Consider the following 23,346-nt stretch of genomic DNA (forward strand, 5'->3'; position numbering starts at 1 on the left):
ATGATTCATAGCATTTTGACCAGTTGCACCATCAATTTGTCTGTGGTCAAAGCTTAATGATAATGCTAATACTGGAGCTGCTACAATTTCACCATCTTTAACAATAGGTTTTTGAGCAATACGTCCAATACCTAAAATAGCTACTTCTGGGTGATTGATAACTGGAGTGAACCATTGTCCACCAGCTGAACCGATGTTACTAATTGTACATGTAGCACCGCTCATTTCTTGAGATGTTAATTTACCATCACGAGCTTTAACAGCTAATTCATTGATTTCATCTGAGATTTGGAAAATAGATTTACGATCTGCATTTTTAACTACAGGTACTAATAAACCTCTTTCAGTATCTGCAGCGATACCGATATTCCAGTAATGTTTGTGTACAATTTCACCAGCTTCTTCATTAAATGATGTATTAAGTGCTGGGTATTTTTTAAGTGCAGAAACAAGCGCTTTAACAACATATGGTAAGAATGTTAATTTAATACCTTGTTCAGCTGCAACTTCTTTGAATTTTTTACGGTGATCCCATAATTCTTGAACATCAATTTCATCCATTAATGTTACGTGTGGAGCAGTGTGTTTTGAGTTAACCATTGCTTTAGCAATTGCTTTACGCATAGCAGGGATTTTTTCTGTAGTTTCAGGGAAGTCTCCTTCAGGTACTGATTGAGTTTGAACTGCAGAAGTATCTTCTGATGTTGAAGCAGCTGCACTTTCATTTGAAGCTGTTGCTGCTTGAGCACCGCCACCATTTAAGTGGTTATCGATGTCTTCTTTAGTAATACGTCCATTTTTACCTGAACCAGAAACTGCTTTAATGTTCACGCCTTTTTCACGTGCATATTTACGTACAGATGGCATTGCTTTAATTCGTCTATTTTCGTCTACTTTTTCATCTTGTGATGTTGAAGCTGCTGGAGTTTCTTCAGTTTTAGCTTCTTCTTTTGCAGGTTCTTCTTCTTTAGATGAAGCATCGTCATCATCATGACCTTTAAATTGCATTTCTTCTGCATCTGGTGCGTCAATTTTAACAATGACATCACCTACAACTGCTACAGTGCCTTCTTCAACTACTACTTCTTCAATTGTACCGCTTACAGGAGATGGGATTTCTACTACAGATTTATCATTTTGAACCTCTGCTAATACGTCATCCTCTTCAATTGTATCTCCGGCTGAAACAAACCACTTAACGATTTCACCTTCGTGGATACCTTCACCAATGTCGGGTAGTCTAAATTCAAATGCCACGTTCTTATCCTCCTAAGATTTAAATATTTATTATTTAAAATAAATTTATAACATAGAGGAAGGACAGAATAATATGTCATGCCTGTCAACACTTTATCATTTTGTCCTACGTCTCTAGTTTACAATTAATTATATATACATAAAATAAATAGAAAGTACCTATTTTAAATATATAGATTCATATATAGCTTACTGTTTTGTATATACTATTAAAATTCTAAAGTAGCTTTAGCTTGTTCAATAATATCATTTTTATTTGGTAACCAAACATTTTCAGCTTGAGTAAATGGATATACAGTATCAGCAGCAGCAACACGTGCAATTGGAGCTTCTAATGAAAGAATAGCACGTTCAGCTAATTCAGCTGCTACAGTAGCACCAACACCAGCTTGACGTTGCGCTTCTTGAACAACTACTGCACGACCAGTTTTTTCAACTGATGCAACTAATGTATCAATATCGATTGGTTGAACTGTACGTAAATCGATAACTTCTACAGAGTAACCTTCTTTTTCAAGTTCTTCTGCAGCTTTTTCAGATTCTTGTACCATTGCACCGTATGCAATTAATGTAATGTCATTACCTTCTTTTTTGACATTTGCTTTACCAATTTCAATTGTATATTCTTCTTCAGGAACTTCTTCACGGAATGAACGATATAATTTCATGTGCTCTAAATATACAACTGGATCGTTTGATCTAATTGATGAAAGTAATAAACCTTTAGCATCATAAGGACCAGATGGAATAACTACTTTAATACCTGGTGATTGAGCTAAAATACCTTCTAAGTTATCTGCGTGTAATTCTGGAGTGTGTACCCCACCACCAAATGGTGTACGAATTGTTACAGGAGCAGTTTTAGAACCACCTGAACGGAAACGCGTACGAGCGATTTGACCAGCAACTTCGTCAAACACTTCAAATACGAATCCTAAGAATTGAATTTCCATTACAGGACGGAAACCTTCTACAGTTAAACCAAGAGCTAAACCACCAATACCAGATTCAGCTAATGGTGTGTCGAATACACGGTCTTCACCGAATTCTTTTTGTAAACCTTCAGTAACACGGAATACACCGCCGTTAACACCAACGTCTTCACCGAAAATTAAAACGTTTTCGTCATTTTGCAATTCAGTTTTAAGCGCATTGTTAATCGCTTGAACCATTGTCATTTGTGCCATGGCTTATTTCGACTCCTTCTCTTTGTAAATTTCATATTGTTCAGCTAAATTTTGAGGCATATCTTCATACATGATATCCATTAAATCAAGAACAGTTTGTTTTGGAGTATTGTCAGCCTCTTTAATTGCTTTCTTGATGTCGTCTTTAGCACGTTCAATAACTTCGTTTTCTTTCTCTTCGTTCCATAATCCTTTATTTTCTAAGAATTTTCTGAAACGAACTAATGGGTCTTTTTTCTCCCAATCTGCATCTTCATCTGAAGTTCTGTAACGAGTTGGATCATCTCCAGCCATTGTATGTGGACCATAACGATAAGTCATAGTTTCGATTAATGTTGGACCTTCACCATTAATTGCGCGATCACGAGCTTCTTTAGTAGCTTGATATACAGCTAATGCATCCATACCATCAACTTGGATACCAGGGATACCTACTGCAATTGCTTTTTGAGCTAATGTAGTAGCAGCTGTTTGTTTACTACGTGGAGTAGAAATAGCATAGTTATTGTTTTGGATAACAAAGATTGCTGGTGCTTTATAAGCAGAAGCAAAGTTAATACCTTCGTAGAAATCACCTTGTGAAGAACCACCATCACCAGTGTAAGTGATAGCAACTGCTTTTTTACCACGTTTTTTAATACCGAATGCCACACCAGCTGTTTGGATGTATTGTGCACCGATAATGATTTGTGGACTGAATGCGTTTACGCCTTCAGGGAATTGGTTACCTTTAAAGTGACCTCTTGAGAATAAGAAAGCATCAGTTAACGGTAAACCGTGCCAAATAAGTTGTGGTACATCACGGTAACCAGGTAAAATGAAGTCTTCTTTTTCTAAAGCATATTGAGAAGCTAATTGAGATGCTTCTTGTCCTGCTGTTGGAGCATAGAAACCTAAACGACCTTGTCTATTTAAAGAAATAGAACGTTGGTCAAGAATACGTGTCCACACCATTCTTTCCATTAATTCTACTAATTGTTCATCAGTTAAATCAGGTACTAAGTCTTCATTTACGACATTACCATCTACGTCCAAAATTTGAACCATTTCAAATTTCGACTGAGTATCATTTAATACTTTTACTGCATCGAATTGGGCTTGTAACTTAGGAGCCATTCAATTCACCATACCTTTCCCATATAATAGAAATTCATTTTATCCACTCATAGTGTACCACAATTATTTTAGACTGTTAAACATTTTCATAAAGTTCTGTATTACTAAAAAAAGATACAGTCTGAGAAACTGTATCAATGTAACAATTAACACTGTATTAGTGATGTTAAGAGATTAAATGATCGACGTCTTGTTTTTCTTTATTAACTGTATTCATTGCCTTAGCATAAGCCTGGAATTTTTTCTTAAAGTTTTCTTGAGCTTTATTAAGCGCATTGTTTTTTTCGTCTACTTGAGATTGCGTTACTCCATCTTGTTTGACTAATTCAAATAAATCTTTTTCTTTACTTAATACATTTCTATAAGCCTTAGCATAGTCGTCATGTGTTTTATATTTGTTTTTTATAGCATCATCAAGTTGTTTAACTTCTTTTCTTTTATTATCATTTTTAATATCGTTAATATGAGAATCGCCTTTTTTAAATTGCTTTTCGGAATTTTTTAAAATTGAAACTTCCTTATCAAAGGTTTTTTCTCGTTTATCAATATTATCAAGTACATCGTCAGCTGCTTTACTACGTGTATTACTGTCATTACTATTTGCTTTTTTATACAAACCTTGTTTCTTTTCTTCAAGTGAATTTAGTTTTTTACTAACCTCATTTATAGATTGTTCTTTATCAAATGCTTTTTGAACATTCTCGTCATAAGCTTTTACCTCTTTTTTATCAGTTGTACAACCAGCTAATAAAAGTGTAGAGGCAGCTGCAACAACTATGGTTTTACGTAATTTCATTAATGTCATTCCTCCTCATAGTGTTTCGATTGTAATATTATATAAAGATAGTTTATAAATCAAATGAAACTATATAATGTACGTAAATGTATATTATCTGTTATATTTTATATTATATAAGGAAGGTGTATAACATGTTAACAATGAAAGATATTATTAGAGATGGACATCCTACGTTACGCGAAAAAGCAAAAGACGTGAATTTACCTCTTTCTGAAGAAGACAAAAATACTTTGCGTGATATGCGTGAATTTTTAATTAATAGTCAAGATGATGAAATTGCTAAAAAATATGGTCTACGCTCTGGAGTAGGTTTAGCTGCACCACAAATTAATATTTCAAAAAAAATGATAGCTGTGTATTTACCTGACGATGGGGAAGGTAAATCTTACGACTATATGTTGGTCAATCCTAAAGTAATTAGTCATAGTGTTCAACACGCTTATTTACCTACTGGTGAGGGTTGTTTAAGTGTAGATGAAAATATACCTGGTTTAGTTCATCGTCATTATAGAACAACAATTAAAGCTTATGATATTGATGGTAATGAAGTTAAATTACGTTTAAAAGGTTATCCAGCAATTGTATTTCAACATGAAATTGATCATTTAAATGGTATTATGTTCTACGATTATATCGATAAAGATCATCCTCTTACTCCATTACCAGACTCAGTTGAAGTCTAATATTCAAGCCTAATGCATTTTTACATTATTGTAATAAATGTGTTAGGTTTTTCTTTTTTTATTCAATTTCCTCCTACTTTTACTACATATAAACTGCTTTATTTATTCTGATACATAAGGTAAAATAAAAATTAACTGAAATCATAGTAAATTACTATCTTTCAAAAAATGAACGACATGTATGATTTGCCTTTAAGCACAGTAAAATAAATATTATTTTATATTAAAAATTTAAAATACCTGTTATGTAGCATTCACGTTAGATGTGAAAATAAATAAACATGTATATTTTATTTATTTTCTACTTGTGCTCATAAGACAATAAATAAACATTTATTTAGGAGGAAATATATATCATGGCAGTATTTAAAGTATTTTTTCAACATAATAAAGACGAAGTAATTGTTCGTGAGAACACAAATACAATTTATGTTGAAGGTGAAACTGAAGAACAAGTAAGACGTTATTTAAAAGATCGCAATTATAATATCGAGTTTATTACTAAATTAGAGGGCGCACATTTAGAATATGAAAAAGAACATTCTGATCACTTTAATGTGGAGAACGCTCAATAATGAAACAATTACATTCTAATGAAGTAGGTGTATATGCTCTAGGCGGCTTAGGTGAGGTTGGTAAAAACACTTATGCTGTGGAGTATAAAGATGAAATTGTTATCATTGATGCTGGAATTAAATTCCCTGATGATAATTTATTAGGTATAGACTACGTTATTCCTGATTATACCTACTTAGAACAAAATCAAGATAAAATTGTTGGTTTGTTTATTACTCATGGACATGAAGACCATATAGGTGGTGTGCCCTACCTATTAAAGCAAATTAATGTGCCTATTTATGGTGGCCCTTTAGCTTTAGGTTTAATACGCAATAAATTAGAAGAACACAATTTACTGCGTAATGCTAGTTTAAATGAAATTACAGAAGATAGTGTTATAAAATCTAAACATTTTGAAATTTCTTTTTACTTAACTACGCATAGTATCCCGGAAGCATATGGTGTTGTTGTTGACACACCTGAAGGTAAAATTGTCCATACTGGTGACTTCAAATTTGATTTTACCCCTGTTGGTGCGCCTGCAAATATCGCAAAAATGGCAGAGCTTGGTAAAGAAGGCGTATTATGCTTGTTATCTGACTCTACAAATGCGCTAGTTCCTGATTTCACATTAAGTGAACGTGAAGTTGGACAAAATGTCGATAAAATTTTCCGTAACTGTAAAGGTCGTATTATTTTCGCAACCTTTGCATCAAACATCTATCGTGTTCAACAAGCGGTGGAAGCAGCAATTAAATATAATCGTAAAATTGTAACTTTTGGTCGTTCAATGGAAAATAATATTAAGATTGGTATGGAGCTTGGTTATATCAAAGCACCCCCCGAAACATTTGTTGAGCCTAACAAAATTAATAATATTCCTAAACACGAGTTACTTATTTTATGCACTGGCTCTCAAGGTGAACCAATGGCTGCACTTTCGCGTATCGCTAATGGTACACACAAACAAATTAAAATTATACCTGATGATACTGTAGTATTCAGTTCTTCTCCTATTCCAGGGAATACTAAAAGCATCAATCGTACAATTAACGCATTATATAAAGCTGGTGCTGATGTTATTCACAGTAAGATTTCTAACATTCATACATCAGGACATGGTTCCCAAGGCGACCAACAGTTAATGCTTCGTTTAATTCAACCTAAATACTTCTTACCTATTCATGGTGAGTATCGCATGCTAAAAGCTCATGGTCAAACAGGTATTGATTGTGGTGTTAAAGAAGAAAATGTCTTTATTTTTGATATTGGTGATGTCTTAGCTTTAACACACGATTCTGCGCGTAAAGCTGGTCGAATTCCATCTGGTAATGTATTAGTTGATGGAAGTGGCATCGGTGATATTGGTAATGTTGTCATTCGGGATCGTAAATTATTATCTGAAGAAGGATTGGTTATTGTTGTAGTAAGTATTGATTTTAATACAAATAAACTTCTTTCAGGTCCAGATATTATTTCACGTGGTTTTGTTTACATGCGTGAATCTGGCCAATTAATTTATGATGCACAACGAAAAATTAAAACGGATGTTATTTCAAAACTAAATTCAAATGATGATATTCAATGGCATCAAATTAAATCTTCAATCATTGAAACGTTACAGCCGTATTTATATGAAAAAACAGCTCGTCGTCCAATGATTTTACCAGTAATTATGAAAGTAAATGAAGAATAAACACACACGGTATTTCTTAAGAAATACCGTGTGTTTTACTATCTTACTATTTTTTTCTCAAAACGATTTAAATCATTATCGTGGCCGATCATTATCATAATATCTCCAATTTCAATATTCATGTTTGGATCTGGTGACACAATGATTTCTCGTCCTCTTTTTATTGCAATAATATTAATACCGAATTGTGCTCGAATATCTAAATCTCTGATTGTTTGACCAGTCAATTTTTCACTTACTTTTAACTCTACTAATGAATGCTCATCTGCGAGTTCAAGGTAGTCTAGTACACTTGCACTTGCTACATTATGTGCAATACGACGACCCATATCTCTTTCTGGATGTACCACAGTGTCAGCACCAATTTTATTCAAAATCTTTGCATGATAATCGTTTTGTGCTTTGGCCGTAACTTTTTTAACACCTAATTCTTTCAATATTAAAGTTGTTAATGTACTAGATTGAATATTCTCACCTATTGCCACAATGACATGATCAAAATTTCGTATACCTAAACTTTTCATTACCGCTTCATCTGTAGTGTCAGCTACAACAGCATGTGTCGCAATTTCACTATATTCATTTACTCGAGCTTCATCTCTATCAATAGCCATAACATCCATATCTAAAGCGTTTAACTCTCTTACAATACTTCCTCCAAAACGACCTAATCCTATTACTACATACTCTTTCTCCATGAATTCTGGAACTCCCATCTAAAAAATAAGAGCTAAAATGATAAGTTCATTTATATACTAGAAACTTATTCAAAGTTCTATAAATATAAATCACTCTCATTTCAGCTCCTCTCTTAATTTAAATTACTTTTTACCTTCCACATATTGTTTATCAAAAACGAATAATCTCAATAACAATATTAACGATGGAAGTAATAAAAGTAAACCTAAAATAAAGACGATCGTTAATGCTAAGCCCATTGATGAGTTTACACCTGAATCTGAAATTTTAATATATGGATAAAGAATATAAGGTAACTTACTCATACCGTAGCCGTAAAAAGCGAAAGCCATTTGTAAAATCACCATAATAAATGCTAAACCATGATACTTTTTAATCATATTTAAAATTCCTGCAATTAAGAAGAAAATAAAACTAATTGCAAACATCCACCAATAATGCGTAATTGCATTATAAAAGTGATTAGAGTTTTGTATTCTTAATGATAAGAATACAAATAATGAAATAATAATCATCGGTGGACCCCAGAACATAAACCATTGACGCATAAATTTATAAGCCACTTTATCTTTTGCTTTAGAAGCGTAATATGTTAAAAACCCTGATGATATATATAACACACTTACAATTGCTAAAAATACAACTGACCATGCAAAAGGACTTAATAGTAATTGTACCCAATCCAAATCAAAATGATTGCCTTGTTCATTAATGTATCCGCCTTCTGAGATAGTCAATACAGTTGCGAGTGCTGCGGGTATTAAAAGCCCAGTAATACCATATAAAAATATCCAAGGCAGTTTATTATCTTGTCCATAATGTTCAAAAGCATAAAAACTACTTCTAATAGAAATAAGAATTAAAGCGATTGAACCAGGAACTAATAACACTGTCCCTAAATAAAGAGCTGAATCTGGGAAAAATCCGACAAAACCTACAAAGAAAAATACAAAAAATACATTTGTTACTTCCCATACAGGATTTAAATATCTTTCTATAAGATGATTAATCTTTTTTTCTTCTCCCGTTAATTTTGTATGCAAAGTTAAAAATCCAGCACCAAAATCAATAGACGCTACGATAATATAACAAAATAGGAAAGTCCATAATACTGTAATACCTATGCCAGTATAATCCATTATTCTTGACCTCCAATCACTTTATCAATATCCTCGCGAGCTGGTTTATTTCTAAACATTCTCAATAATACATAAGCAGATGTAAAGAGAAGTACAAAATAAAGTAAACCGAATAAAATTGTTACTAATGTAATTCCTCCTGCCTGTGTAGCAGCTTGGCTAACACGCATGTAACCTCTAACAATCCATGGTTGACGTCCCATTTCAGTTAAGAACCAACCAAACTCTATAGCAAGCATTGAAGCAGGTCCTGTTAAAAGTACTGCATAAAGCATTACTTTTTTAGTTATAATAGGACGTAGTTTTTTTATCAATAATGCTAATATAAAAATGCCTGATACGATAAAACAAAAGATTCCCATAGCTACCATTAAATCAAAGAAATAATGAACGATTAATGGAGGTAAATCATTTTTAGGAAATTCATTTAAACCTTTTACTTTAGTATTAATATTATTATCAGCTAAAAAGCTCAGTAATCCAGGAATTTTTATAGCTCCTGAAACTTCTTGAGTGTTTTCATTTAAGACACCAAAAAATACTAAATCTGCTTTGGAACGTGTATCAAAATGCCACTCATATGCAGCTAATTTTTCTGGTTGTACTTTATGAAGAAACTTAGCAGACAAATCTCCCGCTAACATTGATAATAATGTTTGAATAAATCCAAGAATCATAGTCATTTTTAACGCTTTTTTATGATATGGCGCATCTTCACTATATTTATTTTTCAATAATTTAAATGCAGCAATTGCTGCCAAAATAAACGCCATCGTCATACCAGCTGTTGCAACAACATGAAATGCTCTAACTAAAAATGAAGAATTGAACATTGCTTCAAATGGTTGAACATTCACCATTTTACCTTTTTTCATTTCAAAACCTGCTGGAGTATTCATAAATGAGTTCACTGAAGTAATAAAGAACGCTGAGAATGAACCACCAATAATAACAGGTAAACTAATTAAAAAATGTATCCATTGATTTTTAAAACGATTCCATGTATACAGATAAATACTTAAAAAGATTGCTTCAAAGAAGAAAGCAAATGTTTCCATGAAAAGAGGAAGCGCGATAACATGGCCACCCATTTTCATAAACGTAGGCCAAACAAGTGAAAGTTGTAATCCAATAATTGTTCCAGTTACAACCCCAACTGCAACTGTAATCGTATACCCTTTTGACCAACGTTTTGCTAATGCTATATATTTAGGATCTTTCTTTTTGATCCCTAAAAACTCTGCGATTGCAAACATTAATGGCATTCCTACTCCAATAGTAGCAAAAATAATATGAACGCCTAATGTCATCCCTGTCAAAAAACGACTAATTTCGACAGAATTCATACTTAACCACCTTTTCTATAATTTAAAATTTAATCCTATATATTTAAATTATATACCTAAACATTAGTAACTAAAATTTTTTTGTTTACTTTTTAATAGATAATTTAAATGGAATTCACATAAAATTCAAAATTTGCATTTTTTAATTACCTTATATATAGTAAGAAAAGTATAATTAAAAGGAGAATATGATTTATGTCTAAAATAATTATCTATACACAAGATGATTGTCCACCTTGTAATTTTATAAAAAATTATTTAACGGAACATCATATTAATTTTATTGAAAAAAATATTAAGCATCCTTCTTATCGTAATGAAATGTTAGAATATGATGCATTCTCTACACCATTTATCTTATTAAATGAGGAGCCTATGTATCATGTAGATTTAGAAAAAATCAACAGAATATTTGATATCCAACTGTAATACATAAAAAAAGAACCTGAGACATCATAAGTTGTCTCAGGTATTTTTAATATTATTTAGAAATGCGATGAACAAGTTCTTTAACTTCATCTTGTGTTGCACAATTAATGGCACGATTTGCTAATTCCGCCATTTCGTTTTTACTTAAACCATTAATTTGTCTTCTAGCTTTAAGAATAGAGGTTGCACTCATAGAGAACTCATCTAATCCTAAACCTAATAATAATGGAATTGCTGTTTCATCGCCAGCCATTTCACCACACATACCAGTCCATTTACCTTCTTTATGAGAAGCTTCAATGACCTGTTTAACTAAACGTAAAATTGCTGGGTTATATGGTTGATATAAATATGAAACACGTTCAGACATACGGTCAGCTGCCATAGTATATTGAATTAAGTCATTAGTTCCTATACTAAAGAAATCTACTTCTTTAGCAAAGATATCAGCTAACGCAGCAGTAGAAGGAATCTCTACCATGATACCTACTTCGATATCATCAGCAACTTCTTGTCCTTCGCTAGTTAATTTATCTTTTTCTTCTAAAAGAATAGCTTTAGCATCTCTAAACTCTTTAATAGTGGCTACCATTGGGAACATAATATTTAATTTACCATAAGCAGATGCGCGTAATAACGCACGTAATTGTGTTCTGAAGATGTCTTGTTGATCTAAGCACAAACGAATTGCACGATAACCTAAGAATGGATTCATTTCTTTAGGTAAATTTAAATATGGTAATTCTTTATCTCCACCAATATCTAAAGTACGTACAACAACGCGTTTATCTTTCATAGTTTCTAACACTTTTTTATACGCTTCAAATTGTTCGTCTTCAGTTGGCATTTGATCTCTACCCATATATAAAAATTCTGTTCTATAAAGACCAATTCCTTCAGCGCCATTTTCCATAACACCATATAAATCATCAGGTGTACCAATATTAGCAGCTAATTCTGCATGTTCACCGTCAACAGTTACAGTTTCGGCATCACGAAGTTTTTGTAATTCTTTTTTATCTTCAAAGAAACGCTCACGTTTATTTTGATAAGCAATGAGTTCGTCTTCAGTTGGATCTATGATAACGTCACCAGTAATACCGTCAACAATAACCATATCTCCTTGTTTTACTTCATGAGTAATCGATTTAGTACCAACCACGGCTGCAATTTCTAATGAACGGCTCATAATTGCAGAATGACTTGTACGTCCACCAATATTTGTAACAAAACCTTGAACAAACTCTTTGTTTAATTGTGCAGTATCAGATGGTGTTAAATCGTTTCCTATAATAACTACACTTTCATCAATCATACTAGGATTTGGTAACTCCACGCCTAAAAGATGAGCAAGTACACGCTTAGAAACGTCACGAATATCTGCTGCACGTTCTCTCATATATTCATTATCCATAGATTCAAAAATAGTAATGAATTGAGTCGTAACTTCATTTAATGCTTCTGGAGCATTGACTTTCTCATTCGCAATTTTATCTTCAATTGGCTGAATTAATTCTGGGTCATCAAGTACAAGTAAATGTGCATCAAAAATAGCAGCTTTATCTGCACCTAATGATTTTTCAGCATTATTTCTAATTTTTGTTAATTCAATTTTGGAAGCTTCTAAAGCATTTCTGAACTTTTTAATTTCAGCATCAGTATCAGTAATTTTCTCATTTGTAAATGATAAATCAGGTTCTACTAGTAAATATGCTTTGGCAATTGCAACTCCATCAGAAGCTGCAATACCTTTAATTAATTTAGACATAATTACTCTGTTAAACCTTCTTTTGATAAAACTTCACTGATAGCTTGAAGTGCATCTTGTTCATCGCTTCCATCAGCATAGATAGTGATTTCAGCATCTTTACCTACACCTAAACTCATAACGCCCATAATTGATTTTAAATTTACTTTTTTACCGTTATATTCTAATTGAATATCTGAATCAAATTTAGATGCAGTTTGCACTAACATTGTAGCTGGGCGTGCATGAATTCCAGTTTCGTCAACAATTACATATGATTTTTGTTCCATAATCTATTTCTCCTCCGTAAGTTAGAAAATTAATTTTCTTATTATCTAACATAAAAATTTATACCCTAACACTACCAAAATATATAACTGAATTCAATTCTTATATAATTGAATTATTATAGAAAAATACACTTATATTAATAAAGTAGCAATCATTATATAAGTAATCAAACAAAGTTTGATTACTTATAATAGGTATAGCGTTATGTTAGTCAATTTTCTAATGTTATATATAAATTTCTTCCCTTTTATTATACTACATTTTTAAAAAATTAAATAATATCACGTAAAACTTTTTCACATTTTTCTATATGATCTTGACCTAATTTATTCATAAAGTAGTAACTAATTGAAGCTGAAACAGCTTGTCCCACTATTGGGAACCATTTTGTTTGTTTTGCTGCTGTACGTTTAGCAACATCTCTAATGATTAGTTTCAAAGCACCACTAGTTACTTTTTCACCAATAATTGAACTACCTTGAATTGCTGCTGCTGATAAAATACGTTCTTTAACATCTTCACCAAGAGAATTGACTTGTTTTTGATCAAGACCATAAATTTTATTAATATCTTCAATAATATCTTTCATCAATTTGATATCTACACCAAAGTCTAATCCTGGAATTGGCACAACACTCATCCCTGAAGATAATAAAGATTTTTTCTTAACAACAGCTTTAGCTTTTTCTCTACGTTGTGCAATTTCTTCTTCATTTTTAGGTAAGATATCTTTTTCGTTAATTTCTTCTATATCTAAGACCTTTTTACTAACTTTATCAGTAACTCCATTTGTAATTTTATTAATAATACCCACTTACTGACTCACCTTTCGTTTTTCATAATATTTTCAATATACATTTAATACCCTATTTCAGTACTTTAATGCTTAATATTTATGAATACAGCTTTTAAATATTTAGAAGGTTTATAATGTGGATGTGTTTTAAAGTCTTTTGGTAATCCCATGACTTCTTCTATTTCATATTCTACGTTAGCTTGTTCCAATGTTTTCTTAATTACATTTTTAAATGCTTTTAAAGAAAAAGCACTTGAATTTGTACATAGTAGCAATGTACCATCTGGTGCTAAAACATCTAAAACACCATTAATTAAATCATCATAATTTTTTTGCACTGAAAAAGTTTTCTTTTTATTACGCGCAAAACTAGGTGGATCAATGACTATTGTGTCATATTGTTTTCCATGACGTGCTGCATAATTATAAAAATCAAATGTATCCATGACATAGATATATTGACTTTTAGGGTCTACACCATTTAACCCAAAATTTTCTTCAGTTAATGTACGAGAACGATTAGCTAAATCTACACTTGTTGTAACTTTAGCATTTTTAGATGCTACCACTGAAAACGCGCCCGTATAACTAAATAAATTTAAAATACTTCTATTTTCGGCAAAATAATCACGTAATTTTTTACGAACTTCTTTTTGATCTAAAAATATTCCTGTCATTAATCCATCGTTTAAATCAACATTGTAAAATGTAAAATTTTCTTCAATAACTATTGGAAATTCCGGAGTTTCTCCAAGTACATGTCCTCCTGTATACTCCGTATCTTTAAAGCGCATTTTTTCAAAAACTGATTCAAATTTAAATACTTTTTTTATTGCTTCAATAATTATATAACGAAACTTGTAAATTCCTTTTGAATACCATTGAATAAGTAGATGTCCATTGTAATTATCAATAGTTAAACCTCCAACGCCATCTCCCTCAGCGTTAAATAGTCTAAAAGCATTAGTTCCTTCTATATTATAGTAATACTCTCTTTCTTCTAGCGCTTTTTTAAATAAATTTTCAAAGAAAGTAATATTGATATCTTCTTCTTGGCTATATGTGATTACCCATCCTAATCCTTTATGTTGACGTCCTACATAAGCTGTTGCAATATATTGGTTATTTTCAGTAACTATATTAAACAAGTCACCTTCTTTTAAATGATCGTGTTGAAAAATATCTTCTTCTTCAACTAAAGGATATTGATTTAAATATTTAGTTTCTTTGCCTTTATTTAAAGTTGCTATTTTCATTTTAATTTCTCCTATTTTAATTTTTGTAACGAATCTATTGTAATCTACTCTACTATTTTAACAAATTTAAAATTCTTCACCTAAATATTAAATTAAAAAAAGAAGTGGAACACTGAATTCAAAAATGAATTCTGTTCCACTCCCTTACTCAGATTATGGTTTTTCTTTTAATTGCAACGAAAATGCTATAATTACAGGTATTAACATAATAATTAATGTAGGTGTAATAAATATTGAAAGTAATAGACCATGAATCATTATATTAATAAATTCAGTAAGCAATTTGAAGAATAGAATACTAATCATAAACAACTGTAAATAGTAAAATTTGCCTCTTAAAAAATGAGTAAATGTCGTCGCAATGTAAATGATAATAATAAAGAGTAATATTAACAGTGTAATCCATTCAATCACGTATTGAGTTTGTGATAATTCCCATTCTCCAGATACAAATAGAGCATTTCTATTATTAAATTCTATAAATGTAAATAAGAATAAGATAAAACCACAGAAAATTTCCACATATGCTGGTTTAATCCATTTAGGACGTCTCATCCACTTAGGAATATCATCTTCTTCTATATCTACGATATTTTTAAATTTACTTTTAAATTTATCGCGTTTAGATCTAATTTTATCTAAATCTACACTTCTTCTTGTCTTACGTGCATATTCTGATGTTTTATCTTGAAGTTGTTTAAAATGAACTTTTGATTGAGTCGAAACGTTTCCTTTTTGAGTTCTTGATAATTCAGGCTCTTCTTCCCCTAATTCTTCTTTTGTTAAAGGTAACGCACGGCGTAAGAATAAGAAATTCCAAATTGCCGCTTGAGCTAATAACCACATAATGATGAAGAATGTATTTACACTTAAAATATCAATAGGCTCAATCTCATTTGCATCGATTTTGCCATACAATGACAGTTGAGTAATCAAGTAACTTATTCCATATGAAATAATAATCCATAAATAATGAACTTTTCTATTTTCTTGATACAATTCATCTTTATAAACAATATATCCTGTATGAATCACAAATGGAATAATGAATATAATTGCCCAAAAACCATATACTTGAGTCATCAATGTAATTGTAATGAGGAAGTATAAAATACCAATAACTAAAAAGAAAATTGAGATGTCGTAATCGTATTTGGTTGTTCTAAATAACGTATATCCAATCAATATGACTAGAATACCAAATAGAATAATTATGACTGCACTTACAACTGGAAAGTTGCCTATGAATCTACTCATCACTCTAATTATTTCACTAAAAAATGCATTAAGAAAGTCCCATATATTATGTATTTTTAAATCAATTTTATCTTTATCTTTTAGTTTATGGATTAAAGGCAAATTGATTAAGATAATGAGACCTGTGAAGAGTGAAACGATACCGATCAAGTAACTATAGATAATCTCGGCGTGTTTCTTAAGAAAAGACATACAGTTCACCTCAAAATTAATTATATATGAACTTTCTATTCTTGTCTTTAATAAAAAATAAAATACTTCTCTAGACTGAGATGAAGTTTATTCTTTTATTAATTGGGTATATTAATTTTGTAAAGTAATCTATGAAAAAGGAGAGTTGTCCTATGACACATGAAGATGCAAAAAAAGCAAAAGAATATGAAGAAAAATTAAAAGAACAAAAAGAAGAAAAAACTGATGATATTGAACAAACTAAACAAGATGTTCAAAATACATTAGACTAATTTTCTTATTTATGTCATCATTAAGAATATTTAATGAATAAGCCTGAGACATACAAGCTGTCTCAGGTATTTTTAATATATTGGCTATCGATGGCTGAGTTGGAAATAAATCTATCCTACTTTCTTTCATTATTTTTAGAACTAATTACATTTTAATTGTTAAATATGTAAACTGTTTAATTATAATTTATTTTTAATTAAATATAGATTAAAAGCATCTTGACATCTACTATTAAAAGTCATACATTTAAAATAAATAAAATATAAATGCACTAGGGGTGTATAGCACTGAGATGAGGCTTAACCTCAAACCCTTTGAACCTGATCTAGTTAAAAACTAGCGTAGGAAAGTGTTAACTTAAATAAATCATGTTTTTAATAATCAATAGCATTTTTATTTAAATTTACGCACAACTTTTCTACGAAGGGTTGTGCGTTTTTTTAGGAGGAACTATTTTATGTCTAAAGGTTTAAAACTTTCAGAAATTCTAGTTACGGTGCTGATTGCTGTTATTTTTGCAATCATTTATAACTTATGGTGGTTGCCATATAATTTAGCTCAAGTAGCTGGTATACATCTAGAGCAACTTACATACGGTATTTGGTTTATGGCTGCTATTGTGGCTTACTTAATTATTCCTAAACCAGGTATTGCATTAATTGCTGAATTTGCTGCTGGTGCAGGTGAAACTATTGTTATGGGGAAATTTGATATTCCTACTATAGTATATGCCATTTTACAAGGTCTAGCATGTGAAGTTGTGTTTGCTATCTTTAAATACAAATCACGTTCTTTAATGGTAGCAATGTTAGCTGGTTTAGTAACAGCATTAGTATCTTTCCCTGTAGATTATTTTTACGGCTATCTAAACGAAGTTGCGGGTTGGAACTTACTACTTTTCATCATTTTCCGTGCTATTAGTGGTATTGTACTGTCTGGTATACTCTCTTATTTAATTGTAAAAGCCTTAGATCAAACTGGAGTAACTAAATTATTCCGTCCTGCCTCTCAAAAAGATTACGACAACTTATAAGGGGAAATGATTGTGTTAAAAGTCAAAAATTTACGTCTAAAATATCCAAATGGTGATCGAAAAATTTTCGATAATCTAAATATAGAAATTAAAGATAAAGAAAAAGTGCTTTTACTAGGTCCTTCAGGATCTGGTAAAAGCACATTGCTTAATGTCCTTAGTGGCATTGTTCCTAATCTTATAGAATTACCGATGAAATATGATGAACTAGACATTGATCCTAATTCGGGGGTTATTTTTCAAGACCCAGATACACAATTTTGTATGCCAAAAGTTTACGAAGAATTAGCTTTCGTCTTAGAAAATCAAAAAGTGCCAAGAGAAGACATGGATGAACAAATTAAAAAAGCACTTGCGTCTGTAGATTTAGATGTGGATAATTCAACTTTCGTAAATAATTTAAGTGGTGGTATGAAACAAAAGCTTGCTATCGTTGAAACGATTTTACAGAAAGCTGATACACTCTTTTTAGATGAACCTACAGCTATGTTAGATGTACAAGCAACTGCTGACTTATGGCAACGATTAATTCACTTATGGACTGATCAAACGGTATTAATTGTAGAACATAAAGTGGAACATATTTGGCATCATGTAGATCGAGTCATATTAATGAACTATGATGGAGAAATTATAGCTGATAATACACCTGAATACATACTCAAACATTGTGAATCGTTACTCACTGAATTTGGCGTATGGCATCCTCATGCTTGGGATTATGCACCTATTCGAAAAGATTTAACTCCCCAATATTCCAATACACTTTTTAAATTTCAAAACGGACAAATAATTCGTAGTAAAAATACACTATTTGAAGTTTCAGAACTAAATATTCATCCTGGAGAATGGATTACAATTACTGGAAAAAATGGAGCTGGTAAAACTACTTTACTCGAATCTATGATGCAATTAGTGAAATACAACGGTACAATGTTTTATGAGAAGCGATTACTGAAGAAAATTAAAGATGCTGCTCAAAATATGTATCTTGTATACCAAAATCCTGAACTTCAATTTATTACAAATTCAGTTTATGACGAAATTAATATTCATTATAATCATCTTGATAAAGCAAAATCGAAAGAAGAAACTGAGCATCTTTTGAAACTTTTACATTTAGAAAAAGTTAAACATCATCATCCTTTTGAAATATCTACAGGTCAAAAACGTCGATTAAGCGTAGCAACTGCTTTAAGTTCAAAAGCTGAAATTGTTTTACTAGATGAGCCAACATTTGGACTTGATAGTCATAATACATTTCAATTGATTAAGCTATTTGAAGAACGTGTAAAACAAGGACAAACTATCGTAATGGTGACGCATGACCCTGAAATTATTCATCGTTATCCAACACGTCGACTTGTCGTAGAAAATCATAAGCTTTTAGAAATGGCAGGTGAATCAAATGTTTGAACGTTGGAAAAAGCGTCATACACTTGTAGATGATGTAAATATTATTACGAAATTAATTCTTGGAGTTTTATTATTTATTTTTATCATTTTTGTGCATAATTTTGATTACATGATTTATATTACTTTATTAATGTTTATATTTTTATTATCTTTTAATGGTACAGCTTTTAAAGTCATTGCTGCATTTTTATCAGCAACCATTCTCTTTGCCTTGCTATCATCATTATTCATGATTTTATATGGTGATGGTACACATATGTTATTTGAATGGGGAATTATTCATATTAGTACTGAGAGCATTGTAAGAGGTCTTCACTTATCTTTAAGAACAATTACTGTTTCAATGTTTGGTGTGTTAATTGCATTAACATCGCAAATTGTAATGATTTTCTATAGTTTAATGCAACATTTAAAAGTAAAACCTAAAATCGCCTATGCATTTATGGCTGCTATTCGTATGGTACCACTTATTTTTACATCATTTATTCAATTAAGACGTTCTTTAAAAATGCGTTACCAAATGATTGACGCATCAAATTATAGAGGTCTTAAACACTTAAAACATTTACTCATTCCAGTGTTAAGTCAAAATATAAGACGTGCATATCAATTATCTGTAGCAATGGAATCCAAAGGCTTTAAAGACGGTCCTCGGACTTATTATTACAAAACACCATTTTCTTATAGAGACTTAATATTTATCGTTTGTATTATAGCCATTTTAATTATATCTTATTATTTTGCTCAATTTTTCCCAATTACTGGCATTACAGACGTTAGAAAATCACAATTATAATAGAAAGGACGTACTCTCATTATATAGAGATACGTCCTTTTTAGTTTATTTGAGTGCTTTATTTCCAATATCTTTACGATAAAATAGTTGATCACTCTTAATTTTTTCTACATTTCCATAAGCATCTTTTTGTGCTTGTTGAATAGTTTTTCCTTTTCCAATGGCTAATACAACTCGTCCGCCAGATGTAAGAAATGTATCATTTTCTTTTTTCAAACCACTAACGAAATAATGGTTATTTAATTCAAAGCCTGAAACCTCTGCACCTTTATCATATGACCCAGGATAGCCTTTCGAAGCAAGCATTACTCCTACCACATAATCGTTAATCCATTGAAAACGAATAGGTTCTTTACGGTCTAGAGCAACGATTTGTGCCATCAAGTCACTTTCTAGACGACTTAACAATACTTGCGCTTCTGGATCACCAAATCGTGCATTAAATTCAATAACTTTAGGACCTTCCTTAGTTAAAATTGCACCTATATAAAGTAAACCAAAATAGTCATAACCCTCTTCTTTTAACGCTCTAGCAATTGGTTGAGCAATATCTTTGTTTGTACGTTCTAAAACGTCATTTGAAATATGAGGAACAGGACAATAAGCGCCCATCCCACCAGTATTAGGACCTTCGTCATTATCATAGGCACGTTTATGATCTTGAGCAATACAGTCAAAAGGAACTGCATAATCACCATTAATGAATGTCATTAATGAGAATTCTTCTCCTTCAAGAAATTGTTCAAAGACAACTTTTCCATCTTCTTGTGGATATAGCACTTCTACCGCTTCAATTGCTTCATCTCGTGTATTAGCAATAATTACGCCTTTACCAGCAGCTAACCCATCCTTTTTGACTACAATAGGTAATTCGCATTCATTTACATAATTAAGTGCTTCAGTTTTATTGTCTATTTCTTTATAATCAGCAGTTGGAATATCATATTTTTCCATTAACCTTTTAGCAAAAGATTTAGAACCCTCAATTTGGGCTGCTTCTTTGTTAGGACCAAAGACTTTAACATGATTGTCTCTCAATTTATTAGATAAACCATCTATCAATGGTTGTTCTGGACCAATAATCACCCATTCTATATGATGTTGGTGGACAAATTGTAAAATAGCCTCATGGTCGGTTTCAGCAATTTCAGTGTGTATTTCAGCTAAATGAGTCATTGCATCATTTCCAGGAATAGCATAAAGTTTTTCAATAAGTGGCGACTGATGTAATTTTGATACTAATGCATGTTCACGACCGCCTGCACCTATAACTAAAACATTCATTTCTTTTCTCCCTCTATTCTCTCAATTATTTTAAATTAGTGTTTAAAATGACGCATACCAGTAGTAACCATAGCAATACCATGTTTGTTAGCCATATCAATCGAATCTTGGTCTTTAATTGAACCGCCTGGTTGAATAATAGCTTTAATACCATGTTTTGCAGCAAGTTCAACAGTATCATCCATTGGGAAGAAGCCATCAGAAATCATTACTACATTGTCATTTATTTCAATTGCGCGCTCTAATGCAATCTTAGCTGCACCTACTCTATTCATTTGTCCTGCACCAATTCCAACTGTCTGTTTATTATTACTTAAAATGATTGCATTACTTTTCACTGATGGAATAACTTTCCATCCTAGAAGCATTGCCTCCCACTGAGCATCGGTAGGTTCAACGTCTGTAACAACCTTCATTTCTTCTTTAGACACTTCGTAATTATCTTTATCTTGAACCAAATATCCACCTGAGACTGAAACAAATTCTTCTTCACGATTATCAATTGTCATATCAATTTCTAATAAGCGAATATTTTTCTTTTGAGTTAAAATATCTAAAGCTTCTTTATCAAATTTTGGTGCAATGACAACTTCTAAGAAAATAGAATGTAACGTTTCCGCTAAATCTTTGGTAACTGTTCTATTGAGTGCAATGATCCCACCAAAGATAGACTGATTATCTGCATCATACGCATGTTTAAATGCAGTTTCAATATCAGTGCCAATACCTACACCACATGGATTCATGTGTTTAACTGCAACGGCAGCTGGTTCTTTAAATTTTTTCACTAATGCTAATGCTGAATCTGCATCTTTAATATTATTAAAACTCAATGCCTTACCATGTAATTGTTTCGCACCAGCAATAGTATGTTTACTATTAGAAGTACGAACAAAACGTGCTGATTGTTGAGGATTCTCACCATATCGTAATTCTTCACTATCTCCTTTGAAGAAACTTACAATTGCATGATCATATTCATTTGTATGTTCAAATACTTTAATCATTAATGACTTACGGTATGATTCATCAAGTCGATGTTCTTTAATTCGTTGAATGACTTCATTATAATCAGATGGATGGACAATGGTTGTTACATGTTTAAAATTTTTGGCTGCAGCACGTAACATAGTTGGACCACCAATATCGATATTTTCAATTGCATCATCTTCAGTTACATCTGGATTAGCTACAGTTTGTTGGAAAGGATATAAGTTGACCACAACCATATCAATTAAATCAATGTGTTGTTCTGATAATTGTTCTAAATGTTCAGGTTTATTACGATCTGCTAAAATACCACCGTGTACTGCTGGATGTAACGTTTTTACACGACCATCCATAATTTCAGGGAATTGCGTCAACTCTGATACAGATTTAACAGTTACATTAGCTTCTTCTAAAGCACGTTTTGTACCGCCCGTTGAATATAATTCATAATCTAATTGCGTTAATGATTTAGCAAATTCCACGACTCCACTTTTATTTGAAACACTAATAATTGCTTTTTTCATGATTAACTATGCTCCTTATTTAATAACTTTAGCTATTACACTTGGATAAAGTTCATATTCTAATTGTTTCACACGTTCTTCTAACGCTTCTTTTGTATCGTCCGGTTTTATATCACATTTTCGTTGTTCAATTATTTCTCCCGTATCCATTCCACTATCTACATAGTGAACTGTTGAACCTGTTTCCTTATCCCCACTATTAAATGCTTGACCAATTGCATCTTTCCCCTTGTACTTTGGTAATAATGAAGGATGAATATTCAATATTTTACCTTCATAAGCATTTAATAAGTCTGGTCCCACTAATCTCATATAACCTGCTAAGATAATCCACTCCACCTCTTCACTATGAAGAAGTTGAATTAATTTTTGTTCATATTCTGCTTTGTTTTCAAAGTCTTTAGGTTCATTAATATGAACCATCACTTTCAACTGTTTTGCACGCTCAATGCAATAAGCATCGTGATGATCTGTATATAAAGAAGTAATTTCTATATTATTAAGGTGCCCCTTATCAACTTTAGATACAATATTTTCGAAGTTACTTCCTGATCCAGAGGCAAATATAGCCACCTTAGTCAT

At 31.6% G+C, this 23,346-nt stretch carries 23 protein-coding genes and 1 riboswitch; of the genes, 8 read left to right on the forward strand and 15 right to left on the reverse strand.

Translation table 11 applies throughout. From position 1 onward, the window contains the following. The 4 genes from NR218_RS06545 to NR218_RS06560 form a co-directional block, all read right to left on the reverse strand. Nucleotides 1-1,257 (reverse strand): dihydrolipoamide acetyltransferase family protein (locus tag NR218_RS06545; protein ID WP_265883285.1); only part of this gene is annotated, 1,257 nt, incomplete at its 3' end. 209 nt (nt 1,258-1,466) lie between these two features. Continuing rightward, nucleotides 1,467-2,444 carry an alpha-ketoacid dehydrogenase subunit beta gene (locus tag NR218_RS06550; RefSeq protein WP_002448131.1) on the reverse strand — a complete coding sequence of 326 codons (978 nt, stop codon included), beginning with the start codon at nt 2,442-2,444 and terminating at the stop codon, nt 1,467-1,469. A gap of 3 nt (nt 2,445-2,447) precedes the next feature. Beyond that, nucleotides 2,448-3,560, reverse strand: coding sequence for a pyruvate dehydrogenase (acetyl-transferring) E1 component subunit alpha (gene pdhA, locus NR218_RS06555; protein ID WP_070813312.1), 1,113 nt, complete (start codon nt 3,558-3,560; stop codon nt 2,448-2,450). A 166-nt stretch (nt 3,561-3,726) separates the two neighbouring features. Continuing rightward, nucleotides 3,727-4,356: a YkyA family protein gene (locus NR218_RS06560; RefSeq protein WP_017175751.1), complete on the reverse strand. Its 630-nt coding sequence runs from the start codon at nt 4,354-4,356 to the stop codon at nt 3,727-3,729. 134 nt (nt 4,357-4,490) lie between these two features. Between NR218_RS06560 and def the strand changes: the two genes are divergently transcribed. The 3 genes from def to rnjA all read left to right on the forward strand — a co-directional run bounded on the left by def (nt 4,491) and on the right by rnjA (nt 7,296). Beyond that, nucleotides 4,491-5,042: a peptide deformylase gene (gene def / locus NR218_RS06565; RefSeq protein ID WP_002448106.1), complete on the forward strand. Its 552-nt coding sequence runs from the start codon at nt 4,491-4,493 to the stop codon at nt 5,040-5,042. Nucleotides 5,043-5,398: 356 nt separating this feature from the next. Further along, nucleotides 5,399-5,617: a DNA-dependent RNA polymerase subunit epsilon gene (locus NR218_RS06570; RefSeq protein WP_002448185.1), complete on the forward strand. Its 219-nt coding sequence runs from the start codon at nt 5,399-5,401 to the stop codon at nt 5,615-5,617. Continuing rightward, nucleotides 5,617-7,296 carry a ribonuclease J1 gene (gene rnjA, locus NR218_RS06575; RefSeq protein WP_002448244.1) on the forward strand — a complete coding sequence of 560 codons (1,680 nt, stop codon included), beginning with the start codon at nt 5,617-5,619 and terminating at the stop codon, nt 7,294-7,296. Before NR218_RS06570 ends, rnjA begins: the two co-directional genes overlap by 1 nt. A 38-nt stretch (nt 7,297-7,334) precedes the next feature. Here the strand turns inward: rnjA and NR218_RS06580 are convergent, their stop codons facing one another. The 3 genes from NR218_RS06580 to NR218_RS06590 form a co-directional block, all read right to left on the reverse strand. Beyond that, nucleotides 7,335-7,994 (reverse strand): potassium channel family protein, encoded by a 660-nt coding sequence (locus NR218_RS06580; RefSeq protein ID WP_002448135.1) that lies wholly within the window; start codon nt 7,992-7,994, stop codon nt 7,335-7,337. Nucleotides 7,995-8,117: 123 nt separating this feature from the next. Beyond that, nucleotides 8,118-9,134 (reverse strand): cytochrome d ubiquinol oxidase subunit II, encoded by a 1,017-nt coding sequence (locus NR218_RS06585; RefSeq protein ID WP_017175752.1) that lies wholly within the window; start codon nt 9,132-9,134, stop codon nt 8,118-8,120. Further along, nucleotides 9,134-10,480 carry a cytochrome ubiquinol oxidase subunit I gene (locus NR218_RS06590; protein ID WP_049420040.1) on the reverse strand — a complete coding sequence of 449 codons (1,347 nt, stop codon included), beginning with the start codon at nt 10,478-10,480 and terminating at the stop codon, nt 9,134-9,136. The genes NR218_RS06585 and NR218_RS06590 overlap by 1 nt, the downstream gene beginning before the upstream one ends. A 195-nt stretch (nt 10,481-10,675) precedes the next feature. Here NR218_RS06590 and NR218_RS06595 point away from each other — a divergent pair, with 195 nt between their 5' ends. Next, entirely contained in the window at nt 10,676-10,909 is a 234-nt protein-coding gene (locus NR218_RS06595) for a glutaredoxin family protein (protein WP_049382531.1), read from the forward strand. A gap of 52 nt (nt 10,910-10,961) precedes the next feature. On the opposite strand, the gene ptsP is transcribed toward NR218_RS06595, so the two are convergent. The 5 genes from ptsP to auxA form a co-directional block, all read right to left on the reverse strand. Next, nucleotides 10,962-12,677 (reverse strand): phosphoenolpyruvate--protein phosphotransferase, encoded by a 1,716-nt coding sequence (gene ptsP / locus NR218_RS06600; protein WP_049416172.1) that lies wholly within the window; start codon nt 12,675-12,677, stop codon nt 10,962-10,964. 2 nt (nt 12,678-12,679) lie between these two features. Then, a complete protein-coding gene (locus NR218_RS06605) occupies nt 12,680-12,946 on the reverse strand; it encodes a phosphocarrier protein HPr (protein ID WP_232133053.1) in 267 nt (88 codons plus the stop codon). A gap of 272 nt (nt 12,947-13,218) precedes the next feature. Then, complete coding sequence (locus NR218_RS06610; RefSeq protein WP_019835359.1) at nt 13,219-13,761, reverse strand: DUF697 domain-containing protein; 543 nt, start codon at nt 13,759-13,761, stop codon at nt 13,219-13,221. Between the two features lie 65 nt (nt 13,762-13,826). Next, nucleotides 13,827-14,999: a class I SAM-dependent rRNA methyltransferase gene (locus NR218_RS06615; RefSeq protein WP_265883286.1), complete on the reverse strand. Its 1,173-nt coding sequence runs from the start codon at nt 14,997-14,999 to the stop codon at nt 13,827-13,829. Nucleotides 15,000-15,152: 153 nt separating this feature from the next. After that, nucleotides 15,153-16,448 (reverse strand): lipoteichoic acid stability factor AuxA, encoded by a 1,296-nt coding sequence (gene auxA, locus NR218_RS06620; protein WP_019835357.1) that lies wholly within the window; start codon nt 16,446-16,448, stop codon nt 15,153-15,155. Between the two features lie 152 nt (nt 16,449-16,600). Between auxA and graF the strand changes: the two genes are divergently transcribed. From graF to NR218_RS06640, 4 genes are all read left to right on the forward strand, one after another. After that, on the forward strand, nt 16,601-16,720 hold the full coding sequence (gene graF, locus NR218_RS06625; RefSeq protein WP_002448238.1) for a glycopeptide resistance-associated protein GraF: 120 nt from the start codon (nt 16,601-16,603) through the stop codon (nt 16,718-16,720). Between the two features lie 264 nt (nt 16,721-16,984). Continuing rightward, nucleotides 16,985-17,086, forward strand: a riboswitch (TPP riboswitch). Nucleotides 17,087-17,178: 92 nt separating this feature from the next. Beyond that, nucleotides 17,179-17,754, forward strand: a complete 576-nt coding sequence (locus tag NR218_RS06630; protein WP_002448226.1) for an ECF transporter S component — start codon at nt 17,179-17,181, stop codon at nt 17,752-17,754. Nucleotides 17,755-17,766: 12 nt separating this feature from the next. Then, nucleotides 17,767-19,170: an ABC transporter ATP-binding protein gene (locus tag NR218_RS06635; protein WP_017175760.1), complete on the forward strand. Its 1,404-nt coding sequence runs from the start codon at nt 17,767-17,769 to the stop codon at nt 19,168-19,170. Further along, a complete protein-coding gene (locus tag NR218_RS06640; protein ID WP_019835356.1) occupies nt 19,163-19,966 on the forward strand; it encodes an energy-coupling factor transporter transmembrane component T family protein in 804 nt (267 codons plus the stop codon). The genes NR218_RS06635 and NR218_RS06640 overlap by 8 nt, the downstream gene beginning before the upstream one ends. Before the next feature lie 45 nt (nt 19,967-20,011). On the opposite strand, the gene purD is transcribed toward NR218_RS06640, so the two are convergent. From purD to purN, 3 genes are read right to left on the reverse strand one after another with little or no spacing between them, the layout of a single operon-like run. Next, nucleotides 20,012-21,250 carry a phosphoribosylamine--glycine ligase gene (gene purD, locus NR218_RS06645; RefSeq protein WP_019835355.1) on the reverse strand — a complete coding sequence of 413 codons (1,239 nt, stop codon included), beginning with the start codon at nt 21,248-21,250 and terminating at the stop codon, nt 20,012-20,014. A 35-nt stretch (nt 21,251-21,285) separates the two neighbouring features. Beyond that, a complete protein-coding gene (gene purH, locus NR218_RS06650; RefSeq protein ID WP_017175765.1) occupies nt 21,286-22,764 on the reverse strand; it encodes a bifunctional phosphoribosylaminoimidazolecarboxamide formyltransferase/IMP cyclohydrolase in 1,479 nt (492 codons plus the stop codon). A 15-nt stretch (nt 22,765-22,779) separates the two neighbouring features. Next, nucleotides 22,780-23,346, reverse strand: coding sequence for a phosphoribosylglycinamide formyltransferase (purN, locus tag NR218_RS06655; protein WP_017175766.1), 567 nt, complete (start codon nt 23,344-23,346; stop codon nt 22,780-22,782).

It is taken from the genome of Staphylococcus sp. SUC_1.2 (genome assembly GCF_026222585.1).

Bases quoted from the DNA above. Each gene is read 5' to 3' on its own strand.
- NR218_RS06550 (WP_002448131.1), bottom strand. From the start codon at position 2,444: ATGGCACAAATGACAATGGTTCAAGCGATTAACAATGCGCTTAAAACT.
- pdhA (WP_070813312.1), bottom strand. From the start codon at position 3,560: ATGGCTCCTAAGTTACAAGCCCAATTCGATGCAGTAAAAGTATTAAAT.
- NR218_RS06560 (WP_017175751.1), bottom strand. From the start codon at position 4,356: ATGAAATTACGTAAAACCATAGTTGTTGCAGCTGCCTCTACACTTTTA.
- def (WP_002448106.1), top strand. From the start codon at position 4,491: ATGTTAACAATGAAAGATATTATTAGAGATGGACATCCTACGTTACGC.
- NR218_RS06570 (WP_002448185.1), top strand. From the start codon at position 5,399: ATGGCAGTATTTAAAGTATTTTTTCAACATAATAAAGACGAAGTAATT.
- rnjA (WP_002448244.1), top strand. From the start codon at position 5,617: ATGAAACAATTACATTCTAATGAAGTAGGTGTATATGCTCTAGGCGGC.
- NR218_RS06580 (WP_002448135.1), bottom strand. From the start codon at position 7,994: ATGGAGAAAGAGTATGTAGTAATAGGATTAGGTCGTTTTGGAGGAAGT.
- NR218_RS06585 (WP_017175752.1), bottom strand. From the start codon at position 9,134: ATGGATTATACTGGCATAGGTATTACAGTATTATGGACTTTCCTATTT.
- NR218_RS06590 (WP_049420040.1), bottom strand. From the start codon at position 10,480: ATGAATTCTGTCGAAATTAGTCGTTTTTTGACAGGGATGACATTAGGC.
- NR218_RS06595 (WP_049382531.1), top strand. From the start codon at position 10,676: ATGTCTAAAATAATTATCTATACACAAGATGATTGTCCACCTTGTAAT.
- ptsP (WP_049416172.1), bottom strand. From the start codon at position 12,677: ATGTCTAAATTAATTAAAGGTATTGCAGCTTCTGATGGAGTTGCAATT.
- NR218_RS06605 (WP_232133053.1), bottom strand. From the start codon at position 12,946: ATGGAACAAAAATCATATGTAATTGTTGACGAAACTGGAATTCATGCA.
- NR218_RS06615 (WP_265883286.1), bottom strand. From the start codon at position 14,999: ATGAAAATAGCAACTTTAAATAAAGGCAAAGAAACTAAATATTTAAAT.
- auxA (WP_019835357.1), bottom strand. From the start codon at position 16,448: ATGTCTTTTCTTAAGAAACACGCCGAGATTATCTATAGTTACTTGATC.
- graF (WP_002448238.1), top strand. From the start codon at position 16,601: ATGACACATGAAGATGCAAAAAAAGCAAAAGAATATGAAGAAAAATTA.
- NR218_RS06630 (WP_002448226.1), top strand. From the start codon at position 17,179: ATGTCTAAAGGTTTAAAACTTTCAGAAATTCTAGTTACGGTGCTGATT.
- NR218_RS06640 (WP_019835356.1), top strand. From the start codon at position 19,163: ATGTTTGAACGTTGGAAAAAGCGTCATACACTTGTAGATGATGTAAAT.
- purD (WP_019835355.1), bottom strand. From the start codon at position 21,250: ATGAATGTTTTAGTTATAGGTGCAGGCGGTCGTGAACATGCATTAGTA.
- purH (WP_017175765.1), bottom strand. From the start codon at position 22,764: ATGAAAAAAGCAATTATTAGTGTTTCAAATAAAAGTGGAGTCGTGGAA.
- purN (WP_017175766.1), bottom strand. From the start codon at position 23,346: ATGACTAAGGTGGCTATATTTGCCTCTGGATCAGGAAGTAACTTCGAA.